15 protein-coding genes are annotated in these 17642 nt (G+C 46.5%); 5 read left to right on the top strand and 10 right to left on the bottom strand.

Annotation, left to right across the window (positions count from 1 at the left end):
• The first annotated feature begins 20 nt into the window (after positions 1-20).
• Positions 21-257, top strand: coding sequence for a DUF433 domain-containing protein (locus AC23N5_RS01840; RefSeq protein WP_183978367.1), 237 nt, complete (start codon positions 21-23; stop codon positions 255-257).
• A gap of 73 nt (positions 258-330) precedes the next feature.
• Here AC23N5_RS01840 and AC23N5_RS01835 read toward each other — a convergent pair whose 3' ends face one another.
• The 7 genes from AC23N5_RS01835 to AC23N5_RS01805 all read right to left on the bottom strand — a co-directional run bounded on the left by AC23N5_RS01835 (position 331) and on the right by AC23N5_RS01805 (position 7334).
• The gene (locus tag AC23N5_RS01835; RefSeq protein WP_487754274.1) at positions 331-1530 is read right to left on the bottom strand and encodes a redoxin domain-containing protein; all 1200 of its coding nucleotides are present in this window, start codon (positions 1528-1530) and stop codon (positions 331-333) included.
• A gap of 85 nt (positions 1531-1615) precedes the next feature.
• Entirely contained in the window at positions 1616-2641 is a 1026-nt protein-coding gene (locus tag AC23N5_RS01830; RefSeq protein ID WP_487754273.1) for a hypothetical protein, read from the bottom strand.
• A gap of 55 nt (positions 2642-2696) precedes the next feature.
• Positions 2697-3599: a hypothetical protein gene (locus AC23N5_RS01825; protein WP_487754272.1), complete on the bottom strand. Its 903-nt coding sequence runs from the start codon at positions 3597-3599 to the stop codon at positions 2697-2699.
• 168 nt (positions 3600-3767) lie between these two features.
• Complete coding sequence (locus AC23N5_RS01820; RefSeq protein WP_183978374.1) at positions 3768-4286, bottom strand: RNA polymerase sigma factor; 519 nt, start codon at positions 4284-4286, stop codon at positions 3768-3770.
• Positions 4287-4445: 159 nt separating this feature from the next.
• Entirely contained in the window at positions 4446-5393 is a 948-nt protein-coding gene (locus tag AC23N5_RS01815) for an N-acetylornithine carbamoyltransferase (protein WP_487754271.1), read from the bottom strand.
• A gap of 349 nt (positions 5394-5742) precedes the next feature.
• On the bottom strand, positions 5743-6324 hold the full coding sequence (locus AC23N5_RS01810; protein WP_183978378.1) for a glutathione peroxidase: 582 nt from the start codon (positions 6322-6324) through the stop codon (positions 5743-5745).
• 107 nt (positions 6325-6431) lie between these two features.
• Complete coding sequence (locus AC23N5_RS01805) at positions 6432-7334, bottom strand: hypothetical protein (protein ID WP_487754270.1); 903 nt, start codon at positions 7332-7334, stop codon at positions 6432-6434.
• Between the two features lie 114 nt (positions 7335-7448).
• Between AC23N5_RS01805 and AC23N5_RS01800 the strand changes: the two genes are divergently transcribed.
• Positions 7449-8720 (top strand): M16 family metallopeptidase, encoded by a 1272-nt coding sequence (locus AC23N5_RS01800; protein WP_487754269.1) that lies wholly within the window; start codon positions 7449-7451, stop codon positions 8718-8720.
• A gap of 36 nt (positions 8721-8756) precedes the next feature.
• Positions 8757-9611 carry an FKBP-type peptidyl-prolyl cis-trans isomerase gene (locus tag AC23N5_RS01795; protein ID WP_183978384.1) on the top strand — a complete coding sequence of 285 codons (855 nt, stop codon included), beginning with the start codon at positions 8757-8759 and terminating at the stop codon, positions 9609-9611.
• Between the two features lie 44 nt (positions 9612-9655).
• On the opposite strand, the gene lhgO is transcribed toward AC23N5_RS01795, so the two are convergent.
• Positions 9656-10861 carry an L-2-hydroxyglutarate oxidase gene (lhgO, locus tag AC23N5_RS01790; RefSeq protein WP_487754268.1) on the bottom strand — a complete coding sequence of 402 codons (1206 nt, stop codon included), beginning with the start codon at positions 10859-10861 and terminating at the stop codon, positions 9656-9658.
• A gap of 55 nt (positions 10862-10916) precedes the next feature.
• Between lhgO and AC23N5_RS01785 the strand changes: the two genes are divergently transcribed.
• On the top strand, positions 10917-11471 hold the full coding sequence (locus AC23N5_RS01785) for an acyltransferase (protein WP_487754267.1): 555 nt from the start codon (positions 10917-10919) through the stop codon (positions 11469-11471).
• Positions 11472-11594: 123 nt separating this feature from the next.
• Positions 11595-13937 (top strand): glycosyl hydrolase family 28 protein, encoded by a 2343-nt coding sequence (locus tag AC23N5_RS01780; RefSeq protein WP_487754266.1) that lies wholly within the window; start codon positions 11595-11597, stop codon positions 13935-13937.
• An 81-nt stretch (positions 13938-14018) separates the two neighbouring features.
• On the opposite strand, the gene AC23N5_RS01775 is transcribed toward AC23N5_RS01780, so the two are convergent.
• The gene (locus AC23N5_RS01775; RefSeq protein WP_487754265.1) at positions 14019-15533 is read right to left on the bottom strand and encodes a M20/M25/M40 family metallo-hydrolase; all 1515 of its coding nucleotides are present in this window, start codon (positions 15531-15533) and stop codon (positions 14019-14021) included.
• A 39-nt stretch (positions 15534-15572) separates the two neighbouring features.
• Positions 15573-17546, bottom strand: coding sequence for a S9 family peptidase (locus AC23N5_RS01770; protein ID WP_487754264.1), 1974 nt, complete (start codon positions 17544-17546; stop codon positions 15573-15575).
• Positions 17547-17642: the final 96 nt, after the last annotated feature.

The raw sequence follows: 17642 nt of genomic DNA, 5'->3' as shown, positions 1-17642 counted from the left end.
TAGGAAAAACATCCATTATCATGACTTTGGAAGAAGCTATTGTGTCAGACCCTGAAATTTTGGGAGGAACACCTGTATTTAGGGGAACGCGAGTCCCCGTCAAAAACTTGTTTGATTATTTGCATCATGGAGATTCGTATCACGCCTTTTTGTCTGACTTTGATTATATCTCAGAAGAACAAATACAGGCAGTGCTAGATTTTGCCAAACGTAATTTTACTTCTCATGATACGTCTGCCCTTGCGAGTGCTGCTTGATGAAAATCTGCCGTTTATTGATTTATAAAAAAATGGGCTGGTCGATAAGGCCAGCCCATTGAAGTTTGTGAGGCTATTGGTCTTTGATAACCAGTACTTTTATTTTTCGTTCGGCCTCAACTAGCTGCAATCCTATTTTCCTTAATTCTTGATGAATCTGTTTGGGATTTTCATTGTACCAAGGAATGTCCAAATCGTACAAGCTTCCCAGACCTGTTTCGTCGATGACGGGTTTATTAATCTGACTTTCCAAAAAATCGGCAAGGGTCGCCACGCCCGACGCTTTCATGGATAATCCTTTTCCACTGTAACTTGAGGAGGGCTGAGTTCCTGCTTTCGATTCAATGAGATTAGCACCAGTATCTTTGATTTTCTGAAGAACTTTAACTGGACGAACCCTTTCCTCAATAGACGATTGATACCCAAAATAGATTTCCAATTGTTGCTTCATTAGCTCAAACCGTTTGTCGCCAAGCTTTTCGGGTACGATTAAATCAAAGCAGACAATGTTTTGCTTATTGTCCCACGAAAACTTTGAAGGGTCAGCTACTTCCAGCGCTGTTCGGATGCTTGGCGGAAACTGGTGAGCGATTTCAAACAATGTTTTGGCAGAAACGTTGACCGCCACAATTCGGCGACCTTCATAGGGGATTCCCCCGAGTGAATTCGAGAAGGAGGGAAAACCTTCTTTGAAAGGCGTCATGGTGAGCTGATACGTAAAGTCGCCATTGCCAGAAAGTGGCAAAGAAGGGTCAAAATCAATGACATCTTTTTTCTCCCTTACACTTACTGCGTTGCCAGCAAGAATGTTCTTAATCAATTCTTCTGATACTTCGGAAGAGGTCGTGATGGCTCGTACAATCCCCGACTTATCAATGACTACCGTGTGGGGAATGGTGCGATGGGGGAAAACCTGCGCCAGCGCTCTTTTTTCATCAATCACAACGGGAAGGGTTGTTTTTCGCTTTTCCAAAAAACGTTTTATCCGCATTTCGGGGTCGTCCGTAATGGTAATCACCTGAAGGTCGTTGCGGAATTTGGCTTGAAGTTTTTCCAATTCTGGAAACGATTGAATACAAGGCCCGCACCAAGTTGCCCAAAAATCAAGGATGATAAGTTTGCCACTGAAGTCGTTGAGGGTCGCTTTGGTTTTCTCAAAATTGACGATAGTTTCAAATGTCAGTTCAGGAGATTTTTTGCCCAGTAAGGATTCCGTTTGAGCAAGTACGTTCAAAGAAACGGCCAGAAATACGAAGAGGACTAAATGCTTCACGCGTTTTTATGGTATTATGTTAACAAGGTGGGATGGCTGTTTTAGCATTGAGGCTGGCCTTTTCGACCAGCCTCAGAAGTGTGTGCTATTTTTTCTTTCTTAAATAGACATTGCCCTGCGTAGTACGAAGCATGATTTTGGTTTGTGGCTCGTTTAATACGTATTTGGGGAATGATTTGTCGCTGTCAAGCCACGCATAAGACAAGCCATTAGTTGAGATAATGCTATTCGCATTCCATTCATTGCCATCCCATACATAGACGCTACTTGGAGCAGGCGCGGAAGCACTCGCCGCTGAGCCAGAAAAAGTCCTAGACTGCCCCCAGCCCGAAGAAGATGCATATCCGTTTACAGTTACGGTACGGTCACGGTCAGCATCTCGCTGGGCAATGACAGCATCCAACGCGCGTTTTTCTTCTACTGAACCTTCGGTTTTGGTCGGTGTGGTATAAGATTTCAAATCAAGGTCAGTAAACATATTGCCGTTGGCCGATGAAATACTGAATAAAACCTTGGCTTTATCAGGAACGGTTACGTCCACATCGTTGCCATACGTGACAATCGACGAAGGTTTATCGGGCATTTTATCGTTAAAAATTACCTTGATTTTTCCTTGCTGCGAATTGGCCACAATAGGGCCTGACACGTCGGTGAGCGTAATAGCTTCGTAATTGGTGTTGATTTCGAGCGGGCCTTCCATGCCAGATATACTCATTCCGTTTTCGTTGCAAGAGCAAGAATGGCGTTTTTTAACCGTAATGCCCAATTCTTTTGGCACCCGAATTTTGTACATCGTTTTACCTTTCATCACGGTGGTGATGGTAAGCGTGTTGCCATTGGCGTTGACTGATAGCCCAATGTTGGTATTGTCAACTCCCGTGGCCGACAAAGGGCGGAGTCCTTCAGCGTCTTTGGGTACAGAAGGAACATCTTTGGCTTCAATGATGACTTCGTCGCCGTTGTAGCCTTCCATATCGAGTTGTTTGGCATCGATGTTCATGACGAGGCTTTTGCCTGGACCATTAAATTTGGTCTTGAATACTTTGGCGTCTTGCGCTACTACGGTGGTTGCAACGACGAAAAGGGCTATGAAAAAAGAGGCTGTTTTCATGGGATTGTACATAAATGTGTTAATGAAAAGAGTTGATAATGTGTTAATTGTCGGTTTACTCGGTAAGCATGGTAAGCTCATTCATGCTGCTTTTGGCTAGTGCCCTTACCGATTCATCCACGTTGGTGTCTTTTTGTAATTTATCAAAGACAGGCAAACTTTCACGAACCCTCATGCGCACTAAGGTTTCGATTAAGGTTGTTTGTTCGGTAGGCTCACTGGTTTGGGTAAGTTGACTTACCAGTACTTTTTTGACCTCGTCGGTAGGTTTAAACCGTTCCAACGTTTCGATGGTCGATAAGCGAACGTTCAGACTTTCGTCGTCCCGCAAGGTGTTGATAAGCGCTTGAATCACGGAGGGTTTAGGGTCGTTGAGCGCGGCGGCGTAGTTGATGCCTTTGAGGCGCTCAGAGGCCGAATGGTCTTTCAATAATCCCAAAATAACCAACTCCTGCGTCATTTTCATCTCTTTCCGAAGCGACGCAATTTCTTGCATCATGTTGGGATTCGATGATTTTGAGACGTTGGCCAACTCCATCGGTAGTTCGGTAGAAGCTTGAGGTTCTGCTTTTGTCTTTTGTGGAACCTCCGACGGCGTTTGTACGGCTACAGTGCGGTACTGAATTTCGACGGGGGCAGTTTGGCGACCTACCCAAAACGTAAGCCCTAGCCCTGCGACCGCTGCCGCGTACCGTAAATAACTTTTCCACGGAGTGGGTTTAAAGGCAATTACCGTACGTTCGAGCATTTTTTCGCCTTGCAGGGCTTTGTAAAACGCATCGTCCATGTCTTTATCCGTATCGGCTTCGGTGCGTTGCAGTGCTTGCCAAACTGCTTGCAGCTCTTCCACTTCTTTTCGTAAAAGCGGGTCAACGGCCAAGCGTTGTTCAAACACAACCCGCTCGGCTTCTGGCAAAAGCCCTAATAAGTAATCGGTTATGATTTGTTCGTTTAGCATGTTGTTGCTTTGTGGAGTTGGATTCTCCGTCTGTGGAGTTGGATTCTCAAATCCAACTTTTGTTGTTTACTTTTATTTTACTCGTTGTCGGGGTTTTGAGAAACCCCATCTCAGGATTTGAGAATCCTGAGTCACGTGTGGAGCAGGATTCTCAAATCCAACATTTGTTTATTGATTACTGACATTCATGTATAAGTCTCGGAGCTTTTGCATGGCTCGGAAGACCCGCACTTTTACGTTTGGTACTGATAACCCCAAACTTTGGCCGATTTCTTCGTAACTCATGTTCTGGAACCGACTCAGCAAAAGCACTTCGCGGTATTGGTCAGGCAACTGAGCCAGCGCACGGTGCAAAAACTGATGTTGTTCTTCGGTTTCGTCGTAGCTATCGCCGATGTCTGCAATTTCAGTAAGGTCTGTATGGGTTGGATTTTTTTTGAGGTAATCAAAGAACACATTGCGCGCAATTTCCAAAATCCAAGTCCTAAACGACGCACCTTCGCGGTAGGTATGCCGATAGCGTAGCATCCGTAAAAATACCTGTTGGGTAAGATCACGGGCGTTTTCGCGGTCGTTTTGGCGGTAGAGAAAGAAATTAAGGAGCGATTTTTTGTAGCGTTCGTACAAAATGGCCGCTTTGTCCAAATCTCCTTGACTCACCGCATACATAGCCTGTTCGTCGGTCATGCGCTGTTTGGGTTTTCATGAAGAGATTACTAGAGGAGGGGGCAAAGGTTACACGGGAACAAAAAAAATCTTCAAAACTTTTTTGCCAACAATAACAAAAGCCTTTCGATGAATCCATTTCACCAAAAGGCTTTTGTTGTAACTTATTGAAAATTAACGTTATAACGTTTCTAAAATCTGCTTCAATACCGCTTGGGCTGACCAGAGGCGGTTTCCTGCCTGTTCGACCACGATAGACTGTGGGCCGTCAATCACCTCGTCGGTTACTTTGACGTTGCGACGAACGGGCAAGCAGTGCATAAACTTGCCGTTGTTGGTCAAGTCCATTTTTTGTTGGGTAATCATCCACGACGGGTCTTTGGTGAGCACCTTGCCGTATTGCTCGTACGAGGACCAGTTTTTGGCGTAAATAAAATCGGCTCCCGCAAACGCCTCGTCTTGGTTATAGACCACTTTTGCGTTGTTCAAATAGTCGGGATTCAATTCATAGCCTTCGGGGTGAGTTACCACAAACTCCACGTCGCGGCGGGTCATCCATTCGCAAAACGAGTTGGCCACCGCTTGCGGAAGTGACTTAAAGTGAGGTGCCCACGTGAGCACAACTTTGGGGCGTGCCGTGGTTTTGTATTCTTCGATCGTAATGCAATCGGCCAAAGATTGAAGCGGGTGGCGCGTCGCCGACTCAAGGTTGACGATAGGGACTCCTGCGTATTTTTTGAACTGCGTCATTACTAACTCTGCATAGTCTTTCTCGCGGTCTTGCAGCCCTGCAAACGCCCGAACGGCCAAAATATCGCAATATTTGCCCATCACGGCCGCGGCTTCTTTCACGTGTTCGGCATTTCCACCGTCCATGATTACGCCCTCTTCCAATTCCAAGCCCCAGCTATCTTGCCCTACGGTCATCACCATGGTGTTCATCCCAAGGTTTTGAGCGGCGCGCTGCGTACTCAGGCGGGTGCGAAGACTTTGGTTAAAAAACAGCAAACCAATGGTCTTGTTTTCGCCGAGGTGTTTGTGGGCAAAAGGTGATTTTTTAAGTTGAAGCCCTTCATTTACAAGGGTATCAATGTTGGTTGCGTCGTGTACAGAAAGAAAGTGTTGCATTGTGAAAGAAATCGAATCGTCGATGCGATGAGTTATAAAGAAACAAAATTTGAAAAATTGTTTTAATATCGCCCTCTTTTAAGATATATTTATAAAATAACGCTTTTTTGAAGTTAAATTGACTTTATTGTTGCTATAAAAAGTGTATTATAACATTTGTATCGGTGGGTGGTTTATTCACATCAGTGACGTGGGTTGTTCACATCGGTGACGTGGGTTACTATAACCCACGCCGAGGTTTCTCAAAACCTCGTTAACAAAAAACGGTTGAGCGCAGCCACCTAAGGTAAGCTGCACTCAACCGCTGTAAAAAAATCGTAATTCGTTTATTCGCCTTTCGACATTCCGATTAGATGCCTACTGCTTTTTTGAATTCTTCGTCGGTAGGTTTGATTTTTGAGGCAAAGAAATGCGTCAATTTCCCGTTTTCATCCACTACATACTTGCAGAAATTCCAAGTAGGAACTTTGTCATTCCAACCGTTGAGCGATTTATCCGAAAGCCACTTGTAAAGTGGATGTTGATTTTCGCCTACCACGTCGATTTTTGAGAACATTTGGAACGTTACGCCGTAGTTCTTTTGGCAAAAAGTAGCGATTTCATCGTTTGAACCCGCTTCTTGAGCGCCAAAATTGTTGGCAGGAAAGCCCAAAACCACTACTTTATCGCCGTATTGCTCGTGGAATTTTTGCCAGTCGGCATACTGAGGCGTATAACCACATTTAGAGGCGACATTGAGCAATACAATTTTCTTGCCTTTGTACTTGCTCAACGAAATTTCGTCAGCCCCAGTCAACACCTTCATTTTGTAGTCATAGACAGAAGCAACGGGTTTAACGTTGGCGGTGTTGGTTTGAATTTCTTTTTTGTTGGCAAAAATGCCCGAAAGAAGCGATAATAGCATGAGAAACAAAGATTTAATCGTTGCCATTTGTGAGTTTGTGTTAATGGTTGCTTTTTAAAAACGAACTTTTGGGCTAGATTGTTCGTAGAACGAAATTAAAATGGATACTTTTTGGGATTGTGCTTGATGAATTGTTAGAAGATACTCATCACTTCTTGGTAAGAAATTAAGAAAATGGCCAATACGGCGATGGCCAAACCTACTTTATTGAGCGGTTCGAGGGTTTCTTTGAACAAAAGCCACGCCATAAAAGCCGATGTTAGCATACTTAAAACGTTGTAAATTGGAAAAACAAAGGCCGCGCTGTTGCCAAAATCACTCAATGCTCCGAGTAAAAAATAAAAAGACAGAAAGTTGGGAAAGCCCAAAATCAACCCTCCGACGACGCTTTGCCACTGCACCTTTTCCCCAAAAAACAACACTCGAATCAGCAAGTAACCGTTCCCAATCAGAATAGCGCCCGTGCAGGCAATGGCCGTAAAGAGCGATGATTCGCTGGGCTGATAAAAAGTAGAGCTGGTATAATTGATAAGGGTATTGTTAGTGCCACTGGCAAAAAAGAGAATGACAGGTAAGAATAACACGGCCCCCGTTTTGACCGATTCGGCGTTGCCATTTTTTTTCAACGTACTCAAGGCCAACGCCACAAGCGCGAGCAGCAAACCAAGGTAGTTGAGAAAAGTAAAGTCTTTGTTGTTGTTTTTGAAGACAAATAACCCGAACAACACAGGAATCACCAACGACATGTTTCCTGCCAGCGAAGCCGCCGTGACGCCCACTTTGGTGGTGGTGATGCCAATAAGGGCAAAAACCACGACAAACATCGCCCCCAGTGCCAGCGTAAGTAGGGTTGGCGTAGAGCCCCAGTCGGTAGAAAAATACTGCTGACGGTTGGGCATGAGCATCAGCCCCATCAACACGCACGAATAATAATTGAAAAATACCGCGTGAAAAGGTTGAACTTTGTACTTGGGAAACGCCCGCATGATGAGATACAAAGACACCGTAAAGACAACAGCCAGTAGAAAGTTTAACATAATCGAATGGGGTTGAACAGGGAACAAATTGTGGCGCGCTGCGATTTACTTAAAAATACCTATCAAACCAAAACAGTCCGTAATTTTACAATCCTCATTTGAACTCCAACCAATATGCAATTAGATAGAACGATACCGCCCGCTTTCCGCACTATTCAGACAGTACAGTTTCCATCTCATCAGAGCGTTATGCTCGACAACGGTCAGCCGCTATTTGTGGCCAACGTGGGCGAGCAACCCGTTGTGAGAATAGAAGTGCTGTTTGAGGCAGGAACGTGGCACGAAGACGTCGATGGGGCGTCGTTTTTTGGAGTAAAAATGTTAACAGAAGGTACCCAAAAACGGACATCCGCTCAAATTAGCGGGCATTTTGACCAAATTGGGGCTTTTGTTGATTTGAGCCACACGCCCGACCGCGCCAATATTATGGTGTATGGCCTAACCAAACACCTCGGGGCAATTCTCGAAATGGTGTCGGAACTTATCCACGAGGCAACTTACCCCGAAAAAGAGTTCAATGACCTGCGCAATATCAGCCTTCAAAACCTGCGGATTAACCTCGAAAAAAATGCGTACGTAGCCACAACTACCTTCAAAGAACGCTTATTTGGCGCGACGCACCCGTACGGAAAAAGCCAAAACGAAAAATCAATTAAAGCCCTTTCGGTAGCTGATTTACAAAATTTTTATACGAATCGCATCAAAGCGCGTCCTTTTCGCGTATTCCTTTCTGGACAGGTGGGTGACGCTGAGGTGGCTTTGGTCAACCAGTATTTGGGACAACATTTGGTGGTGCCTTCGCCCGAAGTGAATAAGTCGCTGGAAATTGTTTCGCAGACCGAACCTTTGTGGGTTGACAAAGCAGACGCTGTACAGTCGTCGGTAAGGGTAGGGCGGATGTTGTTCAAACGCCAACACCCTGATTTTTACCGAATGATTGTGGCCAACGAAATTTTGGGCGGCTATTTTGGTTCGCGATTGATGCGTAATATTCGGGAAGAAAAAGGCTTTACCTACGGCATTTCGTCGAGTATCGTCCCGATGCGCCAAGCGGGTTATTGGGCGATTGGAACGGATGTCAAAAAAGAATTTGCCCAAGCGACCTTGGACGAAATCCAAAAAGAAATTCACCGATTGCAGACTGAACTTGTCCCCGAAAATGAGCTTGAAACCGTTAAAAACTACTTAGCAGGAGAGTTTGCGGGGTCACTCAATACACCTTTTGAAATTGCTGATCGTGTGCGATTGATGGTACTGGAAGGACTAGATGTTGAATTTTATTCCAACTATATCCAACGATTGCGCGTCGTTACGGCAGAGGATATTCAAAAAATAGCAAATCAATACTGGCAATGGGAAGATTTGCAACAAGTAATTGTAGGATAAAAAATAGAGTTGATGCCAATCACTCTCAACAAACAAATGAAGAAGATTCACTTAGTAATTGCGGTGGTATCCGCCCTGAGCATTGTTTCTTGTCAAACTATGCTCGAAAACGATGCACAAAAACAGTACGAACAAAACGAGCTGGACATTCAAAACTACATCTCGTCGAAGCAGCTTACGATGCAAAAAAGTACATCGGGTTTGTATTATAACATTTTAAAAACCAACCCCACAGGTCAAAAACCAAACGTCGGGGATGAGGTGTCGATTCACTATACATTGTTCAAAATGTCGGGGGTGAAATTCGACAGTACCGAGCGTGTTAAGAACGTTCCTTTTTCGTACATCTACGGCGTCAATCGCCTCATTCTTGGCATGGATGAAGGCATTGCGATGATGCGCCAAGGCGAGCAAGGGCTGTTTTTGATGAACCATACGCTTGCTTTTGGGAGCCAATCGGATGCGCAGTTGCCTGCTTATTCGGCCGTGGGGGCAGACGTAGAATTGGTAAAAGTCCGCAATGAAGAGCAACAAATGGAAGATTATATTTCGTCAAAAAACCTGACAATTACGGAAAAAACATCGTCTGGCCTGCGGTTTTTCTTAACCACCACTACCACCAATGCCCAAGTGAAAGCAGGAGATGTAGTTTCGGTAAAATACACAGGAAAACTGTTGACTGACAAACAGTTTGATACGGGAGAAATTTCGGTAAAAATAGGCTCAGGCGGTGTAATCAAAGGTTTTGAAGAAGGAATTAGCAAGATGCGCCTCGGCGAAAAAGCCACTCTCATCTTCCCTTCATCATTAGGGTATGGCACCACTGGCTCGGGTTCCGTGATTCGGCCTTACGCTCCGCTTCTTTTTGAAGTAGAGATTGTGAATAAATAGGAAAGTGTGCGTGCGGTTGCTCACAACCGCACGCACTTATAAAACTAAAATCGCTTCAAGGCCAGTTCTGCTACTGTTTGGCCAATCGACAGCGACGAAGTCGCGGCGGGAGAAGGGGCATTACAAACGTTGATGGCGTTGGGGCGTTCGATGATGCTGAAGTCATCAAGTAAGCCGCCGTCGCGGTCGCAAGCTTGGGCTCGCACGCCTGCACCGCCTGGGACCAAATCACTCTCTTTGATTTCGGGGATTAATTCTTGTAGGGCTTTGGTAAAGGCCGCTTTTGAAAACGATCGGTACATTTCTCCTAAGCCTGTTTGCCAATATTTTGCCGCTACTTTCTGAAACCCTGGCCACGTGAGCGTTTGCCAAAGTTCTTTGGCGTGAATGTCCAATTTTTTATACCCTTCGCGGCGGAAAGCCAACACCGCATTCGGGCCTGCTTCGACGCCACCGCCAATCATCCGCGTAAAGTGAACGCCCAAAAATGGAAAGTTCGGGTCGGGAACGGGATAAATGAGGTTTTTGACCAAATGCTGTTTCTCGGGTTTGATTTCGAAGTACTCTCCTCTGAATGGAATAATGCGTAAATGAATCGGGTCTTGCTGGGTAAACTGAGCTACTTTGTCGGAATACAACCCCGCGCAGTTGATTACGAGTTTGGTTTGGTGGTAACTTTGTTCCGTAATGACGTTAGAGAACTTTTCCCCCTGCTGAATGCTCGTAACGCGTTGACCAAAGATAATTTCTCCGCCTAATTCGCGCACTTTTTCGGCGTATTTTTCGCAAACGGCTTTGTAATTAATGATACCCGTTTGGGGAACAAAAAAACCTTTAATGCCTTGTACGTGAGGCTCGTATTCGCGCATACCTGCAAGGTCGAGCATTCTGAAACCTGTCAAGCCGTTTTGGTGGCCGCGCTCGTAAAGCCCCTCCAAAATCGGTACTTGTTCGGGGCGGGTTGCCACCACAATTTTCCCACAAAGGTCATACGGAATGCCTTCTTGTTCGGCAAAATCAATGAGCATCTGATACCCCCGAATGCAATTGGTTGCTTTGAGGCTACCAGGTTTGTAATACAGGCCCGAGTGAATCACACCGCTGTTGTGGCCTGTTTGGTGCATGGCTACTTCATCTTCTTTTTCAATCACCAACAAGCGAGTCTTGGGACGTTGTTGCTTGAGTTTAAGCGCCGTTGCCAAACCAACGATACCGCCTCCTACAATGATGATGTCGTATGTTTTTTCCAAGTGAGTATGCGTTTTGTGTGCTACAAAGTTAGGCGAATCTGCTTACATTTGAAGCATGAAGAAAACCATCGTTGCGCTCTATTCGGCTTTTTTAGCCTTCAAAGATTATCTCTTTCGAGAATGGGTCATGTCGATTCCCTTTCATGCTGTTCGGCGTTTTTTTATTCACCAAACCATAAGCAAACTGGGAAAAAAAGGTTTTGTGATGATGAAAGTGGAGTTTCGGAACGGAAAAAACATCGAAATTGGCGACGGCTGCTTTATCAATAAACATACCTTGTTGGATGGTCGAGGCGGACGATTGGTGATTGGAAACCACGTGGACATTGCCCAAGAAGTAAACATTTGGACGCTCTCGCACGACCCTCACGACGATTTTCACCGTGTTTGGGGCAAAGACGTCGTCATCGAAGATTATGCTTGGATTGCCTCTCGGGTGACCATCATGCCTGGTGTGCGAATAGGCCGAGGGGCTGTGGTGGCGGCGGGTAGTATCGTCACCAAAGACGTGGCTCCGATGGCGATGGTGGCGGGAGTTCCTGCCAAAGTAGTGGGCGAACGAAAAAGTGGTTTGAAGTACAAATTAGATTGGGAGCCATGGTTTAAGTAAGGAAATGAGGGCTTTTGGCAACGTTGCCGATAACGATTGCATAAAAAAATCCAATTAATAGGTTGTTTTGTACTACTCTATGGGCTAATCTCGTAGATAATTATGGCTATTCAAACCAACCCAATGAAACTACTTCTTCGAATTTTTCTCCTACTTTCTCTGACGGCTTTTCACCCTGCCGACGATCAATTGACGATATTTTTGTGCGGCGACTCAACTTTGGCCGACAAACTCCCCGCCGACGCGCCCGAAACGGGCTGGGGCATGGTGCTGCCGTCGTATTTCAACGAGGCCGTCAAAGTGCAAAATCACGCCGTGAATGGCCGTAGCACCAAAAGCTTCATCACCGAAGGCCGCTGGCAAAAAGTGGTGTCGCAGGTGAAAAAGGGCGACTGGGTGTTTATTCAGTTTGGGCACAACGACCAAAAAGTGGCCGATACGACCCGCTCGGCTCCTGCGCAGACCTTGTACCGCCAAAATTTGATTCGTTTTGTGAACGAAACCCGCGCCAAAGGTGGAAATCCGTTGCTAATTACGCCCGTGATGCGCCGTAAATTTGACGAAAATGGGGCGTTTGTGGACCAACACGGCGAGTATCCACAGGTAGTGAAAGAGGTGGCCAAAGAGCTAAAAGTGCCTATCGTTGACTTGCACGCCAAAAGTCAGAAAGTGATTGAAAAGCACGGGGTAGAGGCGTCGAAGTTGCTGTTTTTGCACTACGGAGCCAACGTTTTTCCAAAAAATCCAAAAGGGTTGACCGACGATACGCATTTCTCAAAATACGGAGCGGCTGTGATGGCGAGTTTGGTGATGGAAGGTATCATGGAATTACCGATTGATTTGAAGAGTTTTGTAAAAAAATCGGAGTTTACGAACAAATACGCGTTTGAACTTCCAAAATACGCTACGCCTACCTTTCGTAAAGATACGTTTAACATCGTTCGTTACGGTGCCAAAGCCGATGGTTATACGGTCAATACGAAGGCGATTCAACAGGCGATTGATGTGTGCAACGAGGCAGGTGGCGGAACTGTCCTGATTCCCGCAGGCTTGTGGGTAACGGGTCCGATTGTGCTGAAAAACAACGTGAATCTTCACTTGGCCAAAAACGCATTGTTGCAGTACAGCCGTAACCACGACGATTATCCAATTGTGGTTACGACCTGGGAAGGACAAGACTCGTACCGTTGTCAGGCACCGATTTGGGGCGTGGACTTGACCAATATCGGTATTACGGGCGAAGGCGTTATCGACGGAGGAGGCGACGTTTGGCGTGCCATCAAACGCGAAAAACAAACGACTTCGCAATGGGCTGCTCTGCAAAAATCGGGAGGAGTCGTGAGCGAAAAAGGCGATATGTGGTATCCGTCGGAGCAGTCGAAAAAAGGAAATAACACGCCCAACGCGGGTCGTATTTTGAACGGAGTGCATCCAACCCAAGCTGAATTGGCGTCGTACAAAGATTTTCTCCGCCCCAACATGGTAAGCCTTACGCGTTGTAAAAGCGTCTTGATTGAGGGAGTTACGTTTCAAAACTCCCCCGCTTGGACGCTTCACCCGTTGTTGTGTGACCACATCAGCGTTCGCAACGTAAATGTGCGCAATTATTGGTATGCCCAAAACAGTGATGCGATTGACTTGGAATCGTGCCGTAACGGAATTTTGGAAGGATGTACCTTTGATACGGGCGACGACGGAATTACGATTAAGTCGGGACGTGACGAGCAAGGACGCAAACGTGGCGTGCCTACCGAAAATTTCATTGTCAGAGATTGTAAAGTATATCACGCACATGGCGGTTTCGTGATTGGCTCCGAAATGTCGGGGGGCGTGCGTAATATGTTTGTTTCCAACTGTACGTTTATGGGCTCCGACGTGGGGCTTCGTTTCAAAACCGCCCGCGGTCGGGGAGGGGTAGTAGAAGACATTTACGTCACCGACATCAACATGACCGAAATCCCAGGCGAGGCCGTTATTTTTGACATGTATTATGCGGCCAAAGACCCCGTCGCGTTGGTGGGTGAATCCAACGAGTTACCTGCCATTAAAGCCGAGCCGTTGAATGACGGAACGCCGCAGTTTAAAAACTTTTACATCAAAAACATTGTGTGTAAAGGCGCTGAAACGGCGATTATGGTACGAGGCCTGCCCGAAATGAGCATCAAAAATATTAACATTGACAATGCCTACATCGAAGCCAACAAAGGTTTGGTATGCGTAGAAGGGGAAAATATTAACCTCAAAAACGTCACGATGTTGACCAGGGACAAAACGGTGATGCAAGTGCAAAACAGCAAAAACATCACGCTCGACGGCATTACGTACGGAAAAGACAAGGACGTATTGCTCAAAGTAATGGGCGACCGTTCAGAGTCTATCAAACTGCTCCGCACCGACGCCACTGGTGCCAAAAAAGAAGTAGAACTTGGCGTAGGAGTAAAGAGCAAAGTCATAAGTAAAAAGTAATGTCGAGTGCAAACGGGGGCGCCCGAGCGATGCAGAATGTCGAATAAGCCCATTCGACATTCTGCATTTGACACTCGACACTTATTTGACTTCCGGTTGGGTTAAAATAGCCATCCACGTTTTTATTCCCTCCACGTAATTGCCGAGGCGGAGGTTTTCGTTGGCGGCGTGTTGGTTGTTGTCCGAGTTCACCATCGGAACGTGAATGGCGGGTAAATTTAATTCCCGCAAAAAGGGCACAATCGGCACCGAACCACCCGTCATCCGAATCTTAATCGGCTCTTTGCCAAACGTACGAACAATCACTGCCGTTAGCCAACGGTCAGGATAAATCCCAAAATCGGTACGGAAAGGCAACATCCGCGCTTCACGTTCGAGTAAAGTGACGATTTTGGGGTATTTCAAGCGTTCGGCATCGGTGGGTTTTCGGTCTAAAATAACATAACCTTTACTTTCGATGTGTTTTTTGACCAAGCCAATCAAGCGCTCAGGGCTAGATTCGGGCACCAAACGGATGTCGATTTCGGCCGTGGCTTCGTCGGGCACAATCGTGTTGGCTTTTTCTCCAATATTGGCAGAAACCAACCCACGGATATTGAGCGAAGGGTACTGCAAGGATTCTTGGTAATTAGCGCCTACTTTGTCGGGTTGGGTAAAGACCAGTTTTTGACGAATCAATTCAGGATCGTCGGGGACGGCGGCTAGGATTTTGCGCGCGCTGGCGTCAATCGTGATACCGTCGTAGTAGCCAGGAATGGTCACACGACCGTCTTCGTCTTTCATTGAGGCCAACAATTGCGCCATCCGAAGCGCAGGATTGGGGGCATAATTGCCGTAGTGACCGCTGTGTTGTGAAATTTTGGGTCCATAAGTAGTCAGCGTAATCGACGCAATACCACGGCAGCCGTAGGTAAGGGTCGGTTCGTTCGACAAATGCCGCCCGCCGTCCATCACCATCAGAAAATCCGCGCCTAGTTTTCCCTTGTGCGTTTTGACCATTTCGGCCAAATGCGGCGCACCAATTTCTTCTTCACTGTCCAAAATCACCTTGAGGTGGTAAGGCGACTGCACGTTTTCTTTCTGCATCATGTCCAACGCCGCCAACAACATCAAAATCGGGCCTTTGTCGTCCGAGACGGCGCGGGCAAAAATCCGCCATTCGGGGTCGTAACCCGTCTGAAGGTTATCCCAAGAAATGGCTTCCCATTGACCGTTAGCGCTTTTTTTCTTCAAAACGGGTTTATAGGGAGACTCCTGTTGCCATTTTTCAGGCTCCACGGGCTGCCCATCGAAGTGCATGTAAAAGAGCAACGTTTTGAGTGGCCCAGGAGCGGGTTTAGCCGATTTTTTTTCCGCAAAAAAGACGGGATGACCTGCCGTTGGTAAAAATTCCGTAGTAAATCCTTGTTTTTCAAAGGCTTTTTTGAGCCAATCGAGGTTGGGCTGAATTTGTTCTTTGATGTGCGCATTGCTCGGCAAACTCATAAAATCGTAGAGGTTGCCGTAGTAGTTTTTAACGGTTGTTTCTAAGTCTGTTTGAGACTGAGCGTGAGCAATCACGGCAGTGAAGAACAAAAGAGACAGTAATTTTTTCATTAAGGTATAGAGTATTTATTTAAGAAAAAGAAGAGTAGGTTATTTGGCGGCATTTTCACCAAAAACCCATTGGCTAAACCACGATAAATTTTCTTCCATCACCTGCCGCATTTGTTTGGGTTTGGTGATTCCGTGGCCAAAGCCTTTGTAAACGACCATTTTAACGGGAACGTTGAAATCTTCCAGCGCCAAACGAAGCTCATACGCATTAGCAATCGGAACGCGCCTGTCTAGCTCGCCGTGTTGGATGAGCGTCGGCGTTTTAGCGGTTTTGATGTACGAAATGGGCGAGGTTTTGCGGTAAATATCGGGGTCGCTCCAAGGCGTTCCTTTGAGGTATTGGCGGGTAAAAGGAGTGATGTCGGTGTTTTGGTAATACGTGGCCCAGTTAGAAATTCCTGCTCCTACCGACGTGGCTTTGAATCGGTCGCTGAACGTAGTGATAAAGGCCGAAATATACCCCCCTTGGCTCCAGCCCATGGCGCCTACTTTGTCTTTGTCCACTATACCTTTCCCAATCAAAAAATCAACGCCCGAGATGACATCATCGTAGTCACCGACGCCCAAATTGCGGACGTTGAGCGCCCGAAATGCCTTGCCGTAGCCCGCTGAGCCACGGTAGTTGGGACGGAGAATAAGTGCCCCTTTGGCCGCAAACAACTCGATGGGGTAGTAGCGGTCGGCAGCAATGCTTGGGAGGTCGATGCCCGTAGGCCCACCGTGAATTACCACCAACAACGGGTATTTTTTGGTAGGGTCAAAGTTGGCAGGCTTTATCAACACGCCTTCGATGGTGGTTCCGTCTTTTGATTTCCAACTGACTACCTCGCGAGTGGCTGTTTTGAACGGCTTCAATTGTTCACCTAGTTGGGTAAGCGTTTTGGGGGCAAAGGCGTTGGTGGATGAAACCACGATTTCCGCGAGGCGATTGGGTGAAGTCAAAACGCAGGCAAGTTGTTGGAAGTCGTTGGAAAACGAAAATTGAGTGGCCAACGCATCCGAGGGTTGGGTGATTTTGGTGAATTTCTTGGTGCTGGGGTTGAGCAAAAACAAATGAGAGGTTGTTTTTTGGAGCCCACTAAACCAAATTCCATTTGCAGACCATTTTAAAAGGCTGGCGTTTTCGTCAAAACTTTGGCTAACCACCACGGGTGTGCCTCCTTTTTCGGGAACGACGGCAATGTAGCGGTTGGCGTAGAAAAAGAACTCGTCTTCGTTGGTGGTGCTAAACGCGATTTGGCTGCCGTCGGGCGACCAAACGGGGTTAGAATCGGGGCCTTTGAGGGAAACAATTTTAGTCAACGAGCTGTCCGCCAGCGTCAACACGTAAATATCTGAAGTGTGCGAATTGATTAAATCGGGATTTTTGGCGGCATCAAAGGCGATTTTTTTGCCATCGGGAGACAATGAAAAACCACCTACTGAAAAGTCAGTGCCTTTGGTCAACGCCTTGGGCGTAGGAAGCTTGCTAAGGGTATCGGCAAACGGAAGCGTGTATAAATGCGTCATTTTGTAGTCTTCGTGGACTACCTCGTAATCGCTGTACTTTTCGACGCGTTCTTTGAAGGCTTTGGTATCGGGCGTCGTGGCTAAAAAAACGATGCTTTTGCCATCAGGAGCGAAATCAAAGGACGATACGCCCGTTTCAAACTTCGTCAATGCTTTGGCTTCACCACCTTGCGGTCGAATCCAATAAATCTGACTTTTATCGTCGCGGGTAGAAAGAAAAGCCAGCACCTTTCCGTCGGGCGACCACACGGGGCTGCTGTTGGATTTTTTGGAGTTGGTCAACTGAAATTTTTCACCTGAGGCAACGTTGGCGAGCCAAATTTCGGTTTCGTAGGCGTTTTCCTCCCAATTGGTTTCCGTTAAAACGTAGGCGACCCATTGGCCATCGGGAGAAAGTTGCGGACTTCCGACGCTTTTCATCGAAAGAGATTGGGTAATGGTGGGTGCTTGGGCAAAGGCTCCGACCCAAAAAAGTACAAATAATGGTTGAAGAAGTGTTTTCATTGAAGTAAATGAAGGATTGCCCTTAAAGTTAGAAAATTTACTTTCAGGAACAATACACTGCGGAGTACTTGGCTCAAAACACTTTTCTCAAACTGC

The organism is Runella sp. R5_40 (assembly GCF_057652295.1).
This window is presented reverse-complemented; position numbering and strand designations above follow the sequence as displayed.